This is a genomic window from Sorlinia euscelidii, assembly GCF_036452135.1.
Taxonomy (GTDB): Bacteria; Pseudomonadota; Alphaproteobacteria; order Acetobacterales; family Acetobacteraceae; genus Sorlinia; species Sorlinia euscelidii.
This window is the reverse complement of the sequence record NZ_JAWJZZ010000003.1, coordinates 340384-355580: the sequence shown is the minus strand read 5'-3', so window position 1 is coordinate 355580 and position 15197 is coordinate 340384. Positions and strand designations below refer to the sequence as shown.

Below are 15197 nucleotides of genomic sequence, written 5' to 3'. Positions count from 1 at the left end.
GCCGATGGTTTCCGGGCTCATTGACTCACATTGCCATCTTGACCGCGTGGCTGATCTCAAGGAAGCACTTAACCAGGCGCGGGCCGAGCAGCTAGCCGGCATGGTGACGATTGGCACCGAGTTCTCAAAGGCGCAGACGCAGATTGATCTGACGCGACACAGTCAGCCGGACCTCAAAATATGGTGCAGTCTGGGCACCCACCCTGACGCCGTGCAGGACGCGCCCCTCGTTACCGCGGAAGAGATGGCCGAACGCTGCAACCATCCGGCCGTGATTGGCATTGGCGAGACCGGGCTGGATTTTTTCCAAGGCGATGAATCCGTGCGCGCACTGCAGGAAAAGTTTTTTCGCACCCATATTGCGGCCGCCCGCATGACAGGGTTGCCGCTGATTATCCATGCGCGCGAGGCTGATCATGACGTGGCGCGCATTCTGGAAGATGAGACGGGTCGCAATGGGGCCTTCCCATTTTTGCTTCATTGCTTCGCCTCGGGGATGAAGCTGGCCGAGACGGCGCTCAAGCTGGGTGGGTATATCAGTTTTTCCGGCATCATCACTTTCCGCAAGACGGAAACCTTGCAGGAAACTGCCCGCTTCATCCCGGAAGATCGGCTTTTAGTGGAGACGGACAGCCCTTATCTGGCCCCTGTGCCGAAACGCGGTAAGCCAAACACCCCAGCCTATGTCACTTTCACGGCGGCGCGTCTGGCGGAATTACGGGGTATCGCGCCGGAGCAACTCGCGGCTAGCACGACCGCGAACTTCTATCGCTTGTTTAAAAAAGCGGCATGAAGATCACCATTCTTGGATGTGGGCCTTCCGGCGGCGTCCCCATGATTGGCGGAGCGGGAGAGGGCGGCATATGGGGCGCATGTAATCCGCACGATCCACGTGATACGCGCACACGGTCCTCTATCGTTATCGAAACCGATGAGGGGACGCGGCTGCTTGTTGATTGCGGCCCGGATTTGCGGGCGCAATTGCTGCGCAACCATATTGCGCATATCGACGCCCTGATCGTCACGCATGAACATGCTGACCATATCGGTGGATTTGACGATATACGCGGGATTAACCGCGTTATTCAGCGCCCCTTACCGCTTTACGCATCCCCCGATGTCCTCAAATCGATGCAGATGCGCTTCCCTTACGCCTTTAAGCCATGGTCGGGTGGGGAATTTTTCCGCCCTGTGCCGGCGCCACACCCGGTTTCAGCGCCCGAAACCCTGGCTATTCAAGGGACCGACGTCAGTTTTTTTGCACAGCGTCATTATAAAGTGACGACTTTAGGGCTGCGTATCGGGAATTTCGCCTACAGCACGGATGTGGAATATCTGCCCGACGACGCGATCGAGGCTTTGCGCGGCGTTGAAACCTGGGTTGTCGGGTGCCTGCAACGTGAGCCGCATGTTGCGCATGCTTGTCTCGAAGACGTGCTGAGATGGCGCGCGGAAATCAAGCCTTCACGGGTGATCCTGACCCATATGGGCCCGGGCCTGAGTTACGGCCCGCTCGCGCAGGAGCTGCCCCCCGGCATGGAACCCGCTTACGATTCAATGACGTTCGACGTCTGACCCCCCGGGATCACCGCGTAAAATGGGGGATCAGGCGAGGGGGCGGAAACTAAGGTTTCTCTAAGCCTCAGAGAGCGGGGAGGAGAAGTTCCGATTTGGAACATTTTTAACGGTGGGCGATTTCTGTGATCAGATGTCCGCAACATGCTGAACTTAAACCATTAGATGAGATTTACAGCGACCAGCTATCCATCTCTACAGCCTGACTTAGTTGGCATAATATATCTTATCGGGCTGATATCCGCGCATGTCATGGCGCGGGGCTGTGGATGGGCGGGTCATCATTCTGTCGCCATCCTGCAACAGGGCACGGTGCCGCCTGCCTTCCCTTCCCGCGCGATTCGGTTTAAAAAACGCATAACGTATCCGAAACGAGTTCACCAGACACAGGGAAGCCTTCGTGACCGAAAATTTTCCGGACGAGCCCGTCGAAATCTACTCCCCCTCCCTTCCGGAAAAACATCGCCCTGCCAAACAGCCCCGCGGCCTGATGGCCATCACATTGTGCGAGGCCTGGATTGCCTACTGCCTTTACGGCTTCGGCGCTCTCCTCGTGCTTTACGCGGCCGATCACATTCTGCGCCCCGAAATCGCGCCAACCGTGATCGGGCTCGGGCCTTTCTCTCAGCTTTTACAGTGGATCTTCGGCACCACAACCACATCAGGACTCGCGGCCGAGATCTCCAGCGCCTATTTGATGTGCGCCTTTTTATGGCCGATCGCGGCCGGGATCATCATTGACCTGCTTCTCGGCTTCCGAAATGCCTTCATCATCGGCATGGTGCTGATCTGCGCCGGGTTTCTTCTCCTCGCGTCAAGCGCGACATTTCTCTTCGCGCTGCTGTCCTTGATACTTGGTTTCGGCCTGATCAGAGCCATGCTTCCCGCGCAGCTTGGGCAGCTTTATGATCATGATGACCCACGGCGGGCGGATGGCTATCAGATCTTCTGCCTCGGCCTGCAATTTACCGGCATTATCGCGCCTCTCGCGGGCGGGCTGACGGAGAAATATTATGGATGGGGCCCCGCCTTCCTCGTTTTAAGCCTCGGCGCGCCGCTTGGTGCGCTGTTTTACTGGTTAGGCTGGAAGCACCTCCCGAAAGCCTCATCACGTCAGAAAAAGGGGGTCCGCATCGGTTTATCACGGGAGGATAGGCGGGCGCTTCTGGTGATCGCGCTGTTTCTGCCGGCGCTCGCCGTCAGCAGCGTGCCGAACAGCCAGATGATGAGCGCCTATGAATTATGGGGCGGCCAGCATTTCGCCCTCTCATTATTCGGTTACACCCTCCCCGTCTCGTCTCTGATCTCACTTGACGGTATCGCAAGTGTTGCGACCGGGTTCATGATCCTCTGGCTCTGGCGCGTCTGGGGGCGTTATCGACGCGTGCCGGAAGAAATGGCGAAAGTCGTTATTGGCGGCATCATCACGCCTCTGGGCCCCCTCGCCCTCATGGCGGGCGCTTATTTCGGGCCAGGCCTGCATGAGGTCAATCTCTGGTGGGCAATTGCCTTTCACTTTCTGAATGATTTCGGGTTTGGCCTCTCTCAGGCGACCGGCATGGCGCTTGTCGCGAAACTTGCACCCGGTCCCATCCGGACAAGCGTGATCTCCTTCTACCCTTTCAGCTCTTTCCTCAGTCAGCTTTTTGCAGGGCGCCTTGCGTCGCTTCTGGGCGCGATGGGCAGCATTCCCTTTTGGGGGCTGCATATGGCCGCCTCAATTTTGGGGGCAGTCATGTTTATCGCGATTTACCTGGCATTCCGGGATGTTTTCAGGGAAGACGCGCAGCAAACCTCCCTGCCCTGACAAGCTTGACGCGCGCCCGGCTTTACACGCTGGGGGCGCATAGGGCGGACGTCAGTTCTCCCTCAACAATCCACCTCACCTGACCCGACAGCTGCGTCGCGCACCTCATCCGCCGTGTGCGTTGCGCCGCCCAGGACCAGCGCAATATCCTGAGGCGTGCCCAGCCTTTCCGTCGCGCGCACCTCGAGAGAGCGCCTGACGATCGGGTAATCATCCACGAGCCGCTTGAAGACATGCGCCGGGATCGAAAGGAGATGCCCGAACTGCACAGCGCGGATCGTCCCCGGGGCTGGTTGATTGGAAAGCAGCATATCCGCACCAATCAGATCCCCGGCGCCGAACTGAATGTCATGTTCTGAGATATGCATCTCCGCGAGGCCGGCAACAACGGCGTAAACCGTGCGCACCTTGCGCCCGCGACGCAGTAATTCCTCACCCGGTGACACAAAACGTAGCGAAATATTCATCGACAGATTATGCACGACGCCATCCGGCACACCGCGCAACGCCGGAAATTCCCGCAAGCGCTGGGAGATACCGCTTTTCAAGTCGAAGCGCAGCGGTTTACTCAGGCGCTCCCGCCGTTTCTCTGTGTCGCGATAGAGCTCCCGATGGACCTCCTCCGTGATAAGATTATCGGAAAGAAGCTCATCATACTCCTCCCCCTCCAGACGAAGGGAAATCTGGTGGAGGATGCGGCTTTCAAGCGCTTCAGAGTAACCCTGGTAATGCACGCGGAGCATCTCCAGCGCGTCATCCAACATACGACGCTGACGCCCCAGAACCTCAGAAACGATTTCACTGAGGCGAATCCCCAATGTCGGCTCCAACCGGTGCTTCATGAAGCGGGAAAGAGAAATCGAGACGAGATGTGTAATGACGAGCATCTCAAACCGTTCGGACATGCAGGTCATGAGAGGACGGTCTATATGCAGATATTGGTGCAGCATCTGCGCGATGCGAAACCGCCAGGTCGGGCGCAGGCGGCGGCGGCGCGCACGGACATAACCGTAACGACCTTCAAGCCGTGCGCCCTCCACCATGGCCTCCGCCGAACGCAGGAGTGTTTCCATCACCCGACGGGAGAGGCCCTGAATACGGAACAGATCAAGGAGAAGCGACCTCTCCTGGTTGGCGATGGTGATCAATGCCAATGTCACGCGTTGCCGGTCACCCAAGGCGGTATCGAATGTGTTGGCTTCACTCTCCTCCTCCGCGCGCCGATTAATATGGCCGAGAATGGTCCGCTGCGTCCCGCGTGCAAAACCGAGCTCCTCCGCAAGGCCGTGCGTGCGCTCGGCAATATGGCGCAAGCCGCTGCTAAGCACCTGATGGCGCAACGCCTTGTTGATGGGAGAAAGCTGATCAAGCTCAAAGAAAACGACAAGGTAGCGCAACGTCGTCCCATTGAGGAAAAGCGTGATCAGGACGAAGCCTGTGGCAATGACGCCGACAAAATGGGCGACGCTGCCACTGACCCGCTGATTTTCCGTCACCGCCAATGCCAGCGCCAAAGTGATCGCGCCGCGTAGCCCACCCCAGACCATCGTCGTTTTAAATGGCAGCGGTACCGGGGGTGACACTTTAAGCATTTCCAACAAGGGCAGCATCCCGAACACCACCGCACCGCGCGCCAATAAACCGGCGACAGAGGCGATCAGGATCAACACGCAATCCCAGCGCGTCATCCCGATGAGAAGACGCGGTATCAACATGGAGGCGAGCAGGAAGACCAGCGAGCCCGCCCAGAATAAAAGCTGCTGCCACAATTCGTTGAGGAAGCGCCATACTTGCGGCCGAAAGGTTGAAGGCCCGTAAACAGAGAGTGTCAGCCCGGCTGACGCCGTCGCCACCACACCTGAAAAACCGAAAAACTCATCGCAAATAATGTAAACGACATAAGGTAGCGCCAGAGTCAGCGTGACTTCAGCGGCGGCCGATGCGCCGAGCCCGGTAATGATCATCAGGGCCAGACGCGCAAAAGCGACACCAACCACAATTGCGCCGGTAAATGACACGGCAAAATTAACGACGGTTTCACCGAACTGAATATGATGATGGGATGCGACAGAGGAGAGAAGAATGGAGAAAATGGAGATCGCCGCCGCATCATTGAGCAGGGCCTCCCCTTCAACAAGGCGTGTCAGACGCGAGGACGCACCGACATCCCGGAAAATTCCCGCAACCGCGGAAGGGTCCGTCGTCGCGACGATAGAGCCGAGCAGGAGACAAATGACAAGGGATTGTCCCGCAAAAGGATAGAGTGAGAAGCCAATTGTTGCTGTTGACACCACCACGGCAAGGACGGCGAGCAGCAGGACGGTCGACGTCTCATGCGCAAGACGCCGGACATCAATTGCCAGCGCCCCCTGAAAAACAAGGATCGGCAGGAATATCAGCAAAAATGCTTCACTATTTATCGGAAAAAAGAGAATGGCCTCGGCCGCGCCATTGAACATTTCGATCGACGTTGAACGCAGCACAAGGTCCGCGAACAACCCGATCAAAATCCCCACGACGGCAAGCAGAACCGTTTCGGACACGCCGAGGCGCTGCGCCAAAGGCTGCACGAAACTGATCAATGCCAAAAGGAGCGCCAGCACCAATATAATGGCTGCTAGACCCGTCACCATCATCCTCTAAATATCTCCCGCCTATCGATTCACTTTATTATCAAACGGTTACGAGCGTGAGAGTTTTAACCCCGTCCCCGTTAAGAATGCATAAACCCCATGACGTCAACCCCTTCCAGCCAGTGCCGAAGGGCGTCCCAACCTTACAAATAGGGCGGTTGGGAGATGTCTGGGGACCATCACATCGCCATACGATGTTTATTCGACGGTCACGGATTTCGCGAGGTTCCGCGGCTGATCGACATCCGTCCCTTTCAGCAGCGCCACTTCATAAGCGAGGATCTGCACGGGGATGGTGAAGAGGATCGGCGCCACAAAAGCATCGACATCCGGCAACACAACCATTTGCTCCGCAATGCCGGAGAGCCGCGCCGCCCCTTTCTCATCCGTGAAGGCGAGTATGCGCCCGCCACGGGCTTTCGCCTCCTGGATGTTGGAAAGGGTCTTATCAAACAATATCGTCGATGGTGCAATGACCACAATCGGCACGTCTTTATCGATAAGAGATATGGGGCCGTGTTTCATCTCCCCCGCAGCGTAGGCCTCGGCATGGATATAGGAGATTTCCTTGAGCTTGAGCGCCCCTTCCAACGCGATGGGAAAGCACACACCGCGCCCGAGATAAAGGACATCGCGCGCCGCGGCCACGATCACGGCCATTGCCTGTATATCCGCGACACGCTGGAAAACCTCCGCGGCGCGGGAGGGCAGGTCAAAAAGGGAGGAGACCATCTGCTGCGCCCGCGACGCCTCAATTGTGCCGCGCGCCTGGCCCATGGCGATTGTCAATGCGGCGAGGACGGAAAGTTGCGCGGTAAAGGCTTTCGTGCTGGCGACAGAAATTTCCGGCCCCGCAACCATCCCGAGCGTGACGTCGCTGTCACGCCCCATTGTGCTGGTCTCGACATTAAGAATGGAGACGATGCGCTGGTCCGATCGGCGTAAAAGCCGCAGGGCGGCCAGTGTATCCGCCGTTTCACCGGATTGGGAAATGAGAAGTCCCATCCCCCCTGGCGTCAAAGGCGGCGCACGGTAACGAAGCTCGGAAGCCACATCAATATCGACAGGCACGCGGGCCTCCGCCTCTAACCAGTAGCGCCCGACAAGGGCCGCATAATAAGCGGAGCCGCATGCAGTCATCGTGACGCGCGGCACCTCGGCCAGAGAAAAATCGAATTTCGGAAGCGCCACGGCCTTGCTGACGGGGTCAATCACGCGCTGCAATGTCTGACCGATCACGACAGGATGCTCATGAAGCTCCTTTTCCATATAATGACGGTAGCCATCTTTACCGACAGCACCGGCAATCAGCGCCATGGGCTGCGCCGGGCGCCGCACCTTTTTGCCCGTTTCATCGAAGATCTGCACGGAGCGCGGTGTCAGAACGACCCAATCACCATCATCGAGGTAGGTGATTTTCTGCGCGAGTGGCGCGAGCGCGATACTGTCAGAACCGAGGAACATTTCGCCCTCACCATATCCGACAGCGAGCGGGGCGCCATGGCGCGCGCCGATAATCAGGCCGTCATGACTTGCGAAGATGATGGCCAGCGCGTAGGCACCCTGGAGGCGCTGCAAACTCTCCCGCGCGGCCTCCTGCGGTGAAGCACCGCGCGACATCATCAGGTCAATGAGTTGCGCGACAACTTCCGTATCCGTCTCTGACGAAAACACGCGCCCTTCCGCAACGAGTTCATCACGCAGAGATTCGTAATTTTCAATGATGCCATTATGCACCACCGCCACCTGTCCCACAGCATGGGGATGCGCGTTCTGCTCGTTCGGTTCCCCGTGGGTCGCCCATCTTGTATGGCCAATCCCGGTCGTCCCTGCGAGAGGCTGCGCCTCAAGCACAGCCTGCAGATGGTCGAGCTTGCCTGGCGCGCGGCGGCGATCGATCCGGCCGTTATCCAGCGTCGCAATGCCCGCGGAGTCATAGCCGCGATATTCAAGCCGTCTCAAAGCTTCGAAAATGAGAGGCGAAGCCGTGCGATGGCCGACGACACCACAGATCCCGCACATCAGCTTTTCTCCTTCTTCGCCTTGAGGGCGTCCTGCATCTGCTGACCGCGGCCTGATTTTGCCACCTGACGTGCGCGCGCAACGGCAAAATCCGTGTCCGCCACATTGTCAGTCAAGACGCTCCCCGCCGCCACAAGTGTGGCGTCCCCGATGCGGATCGGGGCCACCATAATGGTATTGGAGCCGATGAAAGCATGATCCCCGATCGACGTCTTATGTTTGAACACACCGTCATAATTGCAGGTGATGGACCCGGCGCCGATATTTGTCCCCGCACCGATCTCCGCATCGCCGATATAGGAGAGGTGATTGACCTTGCTCCCCTGGCCGAGTTGGGTCGCTTTCAGCTCAACAAAATTGCCGATATGCGCGTCCGACGCGCAGACCGTGCCCGGTCGGAGGCGTGCGAAGGGGCCGATGCGTGCGTCTTCGCCGACGATGCAACCCTCAAGGTGTGAAAAGGCTCGCACATGCACCCCACGTCCCAGACGAACACCTGGCCCGAACACGACATGTGGTTCTATCACGCAATCAGGTGATAATTCTGTGTCCGCCGCGAGGAAGACCGTCTCAGGCGCAATCAGCGTAACTCCTTCCGCCATCGCGGCGGCGCGAAGTTGCTCCTGAAGCGTGCGTTCCGCGGCCGCCAGCTCAGCACGGGAATTGACCCCGGCCAGTTCCGCCTCCGACCCCTCAATATAGATGACACGCCCTTCCCCGGCTGCCTGCTCGACCACATCGGTCAGGTAATATTCCCCCTGCGCATTATCATGCGTCAGGGCGGCCAGCCAGCGGCGCATATCGGTTGCGGCCGCGCACAACATGCCCGCATTACAGAGGGGAATGGCGCGCTCATCCTCCATCGCGTCCTTCCACTCAATAATGCGCTGCACGTCGCCCCCGGAAGTCACGAGGCGGCCATATTGGCCCGGATCCTTCGGACGCATGGCGAGAAGACGCAGCATCACACCGTCAGGGCGTGGCGCGACGAGCTGCTGCATCAAAGGGACGGAGATCAGAGGGTTGTCAGCGTAGAGAATGGCCACATCGCCACCCCCGAATTCCGCCGCTGCCTGGCGCGCCGCGTGCCCCGTCCCGGCGCGCTCATTCTGCACAATAACTTTGTGCGGTGTGACGCAGGACGCGATATCGTCCATATCCGGACCGACCACCACGATGATGCGGTCAAAGACCTGAGCCGCCTTTTCGATCAGCAATTTGATCATCGGCACGCCGCCAAGGGGGTGCATGGCCTTGGGCAGGCTGGATTTCATCCGCGTCCCCAACCCGGCAGCCAGGATGATGGCGGTGACTTCATGTCTTGTTACGGAGGGGGTTTGCGACATCGTTTCCACAACCTATCGATATCTTTTTCCGGTAACTAAGGATAGGTCAGTGCGTCAATTTTTTACCGGTCACTTATCGTTTCCGAATATTTCCGTCACGCGGGAGCGGACCTTTGGCCGGCGTCCGTGAGGTTGCTTCAAGCCTCAGGATGTTGAGTAATGATCCAGCACGGCAATGATTTTGCCGAGTTTGGGATGATGGAATTCAAATCGCACAACGATAAGAGGTGCCGCAAGACCGGTATCGAACCACGCCGCACCGGGATAAGGGGCTGAGAATAACGCGCGGTTCGGCGTTTCACGCATGAAGCCGGCGATCTGGCGTCCGATAAAATCACAGCGCAGCATTTTCCCGGCATATCTCTGCCGGTTGCCTTTCGGGACATCCGCCATGATGGGGCCTTTGACCTGCATTTCCGTCAGCCGAAGACCGTCAAAGACGTTCGCCGCACCATTGCAGGTCTGCGTCATCAGCATACGATGTTGAAGCATCGCGACCGCGGAGAGCGTGTCGAGCGTGCCCTTAAGCGCCTGCTTCGGCACGGTCTCCCGGTCCGCTTCCCGGGGGGTGAGGTCGGCAATATCCGGCTGTCCGTCCTGATAGGTCAATAGAATATGCCGTTCAGCCCCGCGAGAATAGCCCCCACTTTCAAAACGATGCGGCGCCACCCAATCGGTGGAAAAGGCACCCTCCGCCGCGCTCTGGATTTTCATCCGCAGAAAGAGACTGATCAATCCTGAGGCGTCCACATCCGTCGAGATGTTGTAATGTATGGGCGTCAGGCGATATTTGACCAGAACATGCGCCACATTGAAGCCGTGAACGTAAATCCGATAAGCGGCTTCAACTTGGCGAGACGCCTCCAGAGCGGGTGCCACTGTCGCCGCGGCGCGCGGGGCTGGCGCACTCACAGCCAGCGCTGTGACGGTGAGAAAAGCGCAGTAGCGAAAGCTAGACGTCAAGATTGGCGACTTTTTGGGCATTGCCCACAATGAAGTCGCGGCGCGGCTCCACAAGGTCGCCCATAAGGGTTGAGAAGACCTGCCCGGCCTCCTCCGCATCCCCGATTTTGACCTGCAGCAGAATGCGCGTTGCGGGGTCGAGCGTCGTATTCCAGAGCTGCTCATTATTCATCTCGCCAAGGCCTTTGAAGCGGTTGATGGTGAGACCTTTACGTCCCTGCACCATGGCGCGTTCAAAAAGTTTGGCGGGGCCGTCCACTTTGATCTCGCTGCCATCCATCTTCAAGGTGGCCGGCGCACCGAAATGAAGGGCCACGTCGCGCGCCTCCTGGTTCAGCCAGCGTGCCTCAGCCGAACGCATCAGATTAGCATCCAGGTGATGCACCTCCTGAACGCCGCGCACCAACCGTGCCAGGCGCAGCCCGCCCTCATCTGATGGCACGACCTTCCAACTGCGTTCATTCTCCAGCGAGGATTGATCCAGCCTTTCCTGCAAGGCAGGTGCGCGCGCCTGTAAAGTGGCGCTGTCGACTGTCAGCAGATCAGCGATAAAGGCCTGTTCAAGAATCCAGACCGGCACTTTGCTCGACATATTCTGGAGAGTCTGTGCGACGCGCCCGATCATGCGCATTTCATCCAGAAGCGCCGCGCCCTCTAAAGTGCGCCCATTGGCAAAGACAAGCTTTGCCTGCCCCAGCGCTTTATCGAGGAGATAATGCTCTAAAGCCGCATCGTCTTTGAGATATCGCTCCTCATTGCCGCGTTTCGCACGGTAGAGGGGCGGCTGAGCGATGTAGAGGTAACCCTTTTCAATCAACTCCGGCATCTGACGGAAAAAGAAGGTCAGCAGTAAAGTGCGAATGTGCGAACCATCAACGTCAGCATCCGTCATGATGACGATCTTATGATATCTCAATTTATCGATGGAGAACCCGCCCTGATCCACGTCGCCACGGCCAATCCCCGTGCCAAGCGCCGTCACCAGCGTGCCGACTTCCGCTGAACCAAGCATCCGGTCAAACCGCGCCCGCTCCACGTTCAGGATTTTGCCCCGCAAGGGCAGGATCGCCTGGAAGCGCCGATCACGCCCCTGTTTCGCGGTCCCACCGGCGGAGTCACCCTCGACGAGGAATAATTCCGCCTTCGAAGCATCCCGTTCCTGACAGTCTGCCAGCTTGCCCGGCAGAGAAGCGACGTCAAGGACACCTTTGCGCCGGGTCAGCTCACGCGCGCGCCGCGCCGCCTCACGCGCAGCCGCTGCTTCCGCGACTTTTGAGAGGACTGCCCTGGCTTCTTTCGGGTGGGTTTCAAACCAGAACCCGATCGCATCCGCCGCCGCGACATGGACGACAGGCTGAACCTCGGACGAGACAAGCTTGTCCTTTGTCTGGGATGAAAATTTCGGGTCAGGCACTTTGACGGACAGCACAGCCGTCATGCCTTCCCGCATATCTTCACCCGTCAGGGCGACCGACTCCTTTTTTGACAGCCCATCCGCATATTTGCCGACAATGCGCGTCAATGCCTGGCGGAAACCCGCGAGATGCGAGCCGCCATCACGTTGCGGGATGTTATTGGTGAAGGCCAGCATCGTCTCATGGAAACTGTCATTCCACGTCATGGCGAATTCGACGCGTATCCCGCTTTCCGCATGGTCAATCGCGCCCACAATCGGCTCGGGCAGAAGGGAAGATTTGGAGGCGTCCAGATATTCTACGAAGGATTTCAACCCGCCTTCAAAGAAAAACTCATGTTCAATCGGCTCAACGTGACGCTCATCCCGGATCGTGATTCGAAGCCCGGAATTGAGGAAAGCGAGCTCACGCACGCGACGCTCAAGGATGGCAAGCTCAAATTCCGTGCGTGCGAAAGTTGCGGCGCTCGGTTTGAAAGTGACAAGCGTGCCGCGCGGCGCATCACTCTCCCCGACAATCTGAAGCGGGGCATCCCGCTCTCCGTGCTGGAAGCGGATGACATGCTCCAGCCCATTGCGCCAGATACGCACTTCCATCCACTCCGAGAGCGCATTGACCACCGCCGCGCCGACGCCATGCAGCCCGCCTGAAACTTTATAGGAGTTCTGATTGAATTTGCCGCCAGCATGAAGTTTTGTCAGCACGACCTCCGCCGCGCTCACTCCTTCCTCCGTATGAACATCGGTCGGGATACCGCGCCCATCATCCCGCACACTGACGGAACCATCACCATTCAGGATGACGGTGCATTGCGTGGCATGACCGGCCTGGGCCTCATCAACGGCATTATCGATGATTTCAAACACCATATGATGCAGACCGGACCCATCATCCGTATCACCGATATACATGCCAGGCCGTTTACGCACGGCGTCAAGTCCACGCAGGACCGAAATTGACGACGCACCGTAATCGCCGTCAAGGCCACTCATGTCGTCACCTTCTCCGTGGGGGGCCATTGACGGGTTTTGTTCGGACATAGTGATCCTGAGCTCCTGAATTATCTTCTATTGTCTTACACGAAAATCCGCTGCGCGACCACAGGCGCGCACCCTGTCCCAGCTCAGCTTTCACCGCGTAAAAATGATGTCACTCTATGAATGCAACGCGTTATCCCGGACACAGATGCGCGATGCTGCGGCGGAAAGTCCCTTGAAGTCCTCGACATCCGTCCCGGACATCATGACAGGCGCCTGCATTGCTTCCAGGGCCTGTAATAAAGCGTGGCGATGCGGGTCATCCAGATGCACAAGGGGCTCATCCAGCAACAGGGCGGGCGGCGCACCGTGATGCGCGGCCACGATGGCGGCATGCGAAAGGATAATCCCGACAAGCAACGTCTTCTGCTGGCCGCTGCTTGAAATCTGGGCCGAGCGGCCCGTCACGCGGTCACGAATGGCGTAATCCGCCCGATGTGCCCCGATGCGCGTGACACGCGCCTCCCGATCCTGCACCCGGGACGCAAGGAGGCGCGCGCGCAGCCCGTCTTCCACCTCTAAAGCCGGCCTGTCCAGCAAGGCGTCACCAATAGCGCAGGATAGTGCGATTTCCGGCAGGGGGAAGATCGGATCGCTGGGACTTTGGAGATGAATGGCATCAATAAGCGCAAGGCGCTCCGCCGTGACGGCGACAGCGTGGCGCGCAATGCTGTCTTCCACCGCCGAAAGCCAGGCCGACTCATCCGGTCGTTCTGCCAGAAGGCGATTACGATGCTGCACGGCCGTGTCATGCGCCGCGAGCTCCCTTGCATGAAGCGGATTATTGGAGAAAACGAGCCGGTCAAAAAAGCGTCGCCGCCCCCCCGCACCTTCCGAAAAAAGGCGATCCATCTGTGGTGTCAGCCAGATAACGGGGAAAAGCCCGGCGAGATCCGCCTGGGATTTAACGGATTGTCCATCAAGCTGCACCTGACGCCGCCCCGGCATGGCGGCATTATAGCCGACACCGACATCACGTGCGCCATGCTGATCATGAATAATGGCGGCCACACCCCAGCCATCCGCCCCGAAACGCGCCATTTGCGGCAAAGGCGCCCCGCGTAGCCCGCGGCCCGGCGAAAGGAGAGAGAGCGCCTCAAGCAGATTGGTTTTGCCAGCACCGTTTTGACCGTAAAACACGGTGACAAGCGCATCAGGCGCCCATGTCAGGCGCGCATAATTGCGAAACTGCGTCAGGACAAGTTTCTGAAGCAATGAACCGGTATGAGCTTTCAGACGCGCATCGGCATGAGAACGAACAGAACATTCTCATCCGTGGAATCCGTCACCAGCACGGGCGCGGCATTATCCGCGAAGGAAAACACGACTTCGGAATCAATCTGATCCGTGATGTCATGCAGGTAGCGCGCCTGAAACCCGATTTCCAGCGGTGTCGCATTATAGGCGACGCTGTTTTCCGTGAGTTCTTCCGTCGCCGTGCCTTGATCCTGGCTTTGCGCGGTCAATGTCAGCACATTTTCCCGCAGGGCCAGCTTGACCGGGCGGGAACGCTCGGTGCTGATGGCGGCGACACGCCCGACCGCGGTCGCGAAGTCCGATTTGCTGACGCGTAAAATGCGGTCATTCCCTTTTGGGATGACGCGCTCATATTCCGGGAATGTGCCGTCAATCAGCTTGCTCGTCAGCTTCATCCCTTCCCGCTCAAAAGAGATGATGGTCTCTGAGAGCTTGATCAGGACATCACTCCCATCCTCATCAAGTAACTTACGCAATTCACTGATGGTTTTGCGTGGGATGATCACGCCCGGCATACCTGGCGCGCCCGGAGGGGCCGGGATTTCCGTCCGCGCGAGGCGGTGCCCATCCGTCGCGACCGCGCGCAATGCGGGCTTACCGTCAACATCCGCTATATGCAGATAGATACCGTTGAGATAGTAGCGTGTTTCCTCCGTCGAGACGGCGAAGCGCGTCCGGTCGATCAGGCGACGCAGAGTGGCGGAGGGTAGTTTGAAGCTGTGGGAGAGATCCCCCGTCACCATCGTCGGGAAATCTTCAACCGGCAGGACGTTGAGGCTGGTCGCGTAACGCCCGGCGCGCAGGGCCAAAGGGGCGGTTCCGCCGGCATGTTCCAGCTCAATCGCGACATCATCGGGGAGCTTGCGGACGATTTCATAAAGCACGCTGGCGGCGACCGTGACAGCGCCATCCTGCGTGCCCTCCGCCTCCAGCACCTCGACCAGCAAAATCTCCATATCCGTGGCGGTCAGGTGAATGCGGCCATTGCTGTAATCGATCATGACATTGGCGAGGATCGGCACGGTATTCCGCCGCTCAACAACGCTCTGAATGTGTGCGAGCGCTTTGATCAAAGAAGATCTTTCAGCTTGAAATTTCATGAGATCTCGGAACCCCTGGCCACAATCGAAATACAACAAAAT

The 15197-nt window shown here is 58.4% G+C and carries 10 protein-coding genes; 3 read left to right on the top strand and 7 right to left on the bottom strand.

Annotated elements, in window-relative coordinates; genetic code table 11:
* The first annotated feature begins 4 nt into the window (after positions 1-4).
* From CGLAMM_RS07355 to CGLAMM_RS07345, 3 genes are all read left to right on the top strand, one after another.
* The gene (locus tag CGLAMM_RS07355; protein WP_394820098.1) at positions 5-793 is read left to right on the top strand and encodes a TatD family hydrolase; all 789 of its coding nucleotides are present in this window, start codon (positions 5-7) and stop codon (positions 791-793) included.
* Complete coding sequence (locus CGLAMM_RS07350) at positions 790-1575, top strand: MBL fold metallo-hydrolase (protein ID WP_418115520.1); 786 nt, start codon at positions 790-792, stop codon at positions 1573-1575. The genes CGLAMM_RS07355 and CGLAMM_RS07350 overlap by 4 nt, the downstream gene beginning before the upstream one ends.
* 400 nt (positions 1576-1975) lie before the next feature.
* Positions 1976-3382, top strand: coding sequence for a POT-type proton-dependent oligopeptide transporter (locus tag CGLAMM_RS07345; protein ID WP_394819803.1), 1407 nt, complete (start codon positions 1976-1978; stop codon positions 3380-3382).
* A 62-nt stretch (positions 3383-3444) separates the two neighbouring features.
* Here the strand turns inward: CGLAMM_RS07345 and CGLAMM_RS07340 are convergent, their stop codons facing one another.
* The 7 genes from CGLAMM_RS07340 to dnaN form a co-directional block, all read right to left on the bottom strand.
* Positions 3445-6018, bottom strand: a complete 2574-nt coding sequence (locus tag CGLAMM_RS07340) for a cation:proton antiporter (RefSeq protein WP_394819802.1) — start codon at positions 6016-6018, stop codon at positions 3445-3447.
* A 195-nt stretch (positions 6019-6213) separates the two neighbouring features.
* Positions 6214-8037 carry a glutamine--fructose-6-phosphate transaminase (isomerizing) gene (gene glmS / locus CGLAMM_RS07335; protein WP_394819801.1) on the bottom strand — a complete coding sequence of 608 codons (1824 nt, stop codon included), beginning with the start codon at positions 8035-8037 and terminating at the stop codon, positions 6214-6216.
* Positions 8037-9383, bottom strand: coding sequence for a bifunctional UDP-N-acetylglucosamine diphosphorylase/glucosamine-1-phosphate N-acetyltransferase GlmU (gene glmU, locus CGLAMM_RS07330; RefSeq protein ID WP_394819800.1), 1347 nt, complete (start codon positions 9381-9383; stop codon positions 8037-8039). The genes glmS and glmU overlap by 1 nt, the downstream gene beginning before the upstream one ends.
* Positions 9384-9527: 144 nt before the next feature.
* Positions 9528-10346, bottom strand: coding sequence for a DUF3108 domain-containing protein (locus tag CGLAMM_RS07325; RefSeq protein ID WP_394819799.1), 819 nt, complete (start codon positions 10344-10346; stop codon positions 9528-9530).
* Positions 10336-12753 (bottom strand): DNA topoisomerase (ATP-hydrolyzing) subunit B, encoded by a 2418-nt coding sequence (gene gyrB / locus CGLAMM_RS07320; RefSeq protein WP_394819798.1) that lies wholly within the window; start codon positions 12751-12753, stop codon positions 10336-10338. The genes CGLAMM_RS07325 and gyrB overlap by 11 nt, the downstream gene beginning before the upstream one ends.
* 162 nt (positions 12754-12915) lie before the next feature.
* Positions 12916-14013 carry a DNA replication/repair protein RecF gene (recF, locus tag CGLAMM_RS07315; RefSeq protein ID WP_418115519.1) on the bottom strand — a complete coding sequence of 366 codons (1098 nt, stop codon included), beginning with the start codon at positions 14011-14013 and terminating at the stop codon, positions 12916-12918.
* Positions 14014-14030: 17 nt separating this feature from the next.
* Entirely contained in the window at positions 14031-15155 is a 1125-nt protein-coding gene (gene dnaN, locus CGLAMM_RS07310; protein WP_394819795.1) for a DNA polymerase III subunit beta, read from the bottom strand.
* Positions 15156-15197 lie beyond the last annotated feature (42 nt).

Bases quoted from the DNA above. Each gene is read 5' to 3' on its own strand.
- CGLAMM_RS07355 (WP_394820098.1), top strand. From the start codon at position 5: ATGGTTTCCGGGCTCATTGACTCACATTGCCATCTTGACCGCGTGGCT.
- CGLAMM_RS07350 (WP_418115520.1), top strand. From the start codon at position 790: ATGAAGATCACCATTCTTGGATGTGGGCCTTCCGGCGGCGTCCCCATG.
- CGLAMM_RS07340 (WP_394819802.1), bottom strand. From the start codon at position 6,018: ATGATGGTGACGGGTCTAGCAGCCATTATATTGGTGCTGGCGCTCCTT.
- glmS (WP_394819801.1), bottom strand. From the start codon at position 8,037: ATGTGCGGGATCTGTGGTGTCGTCGGCCATCGCACGGCTTCGCCTCTC.
- glmU (WP_394819800.1), bottom strand. From the start codon at position 9,383: ATGTCGCAAACCCCCTCCGTAACAAGACATGAAGTCACCGCCATCATC.
- gyrB (WP_394819798.1), bottom strand. From the start codon at position 12,753: ATGAGTGGCCTTGACGGCGATTACGGTGCGTCGTCAATTTCGGTCCTG.
- dnaN (WP_394819795.1), bottom strand. From the start codon at position 15,155: ATGAAATTTCAAGCTGAAAGATCTTCTTTGATCAAAGCGCTCGCACAC.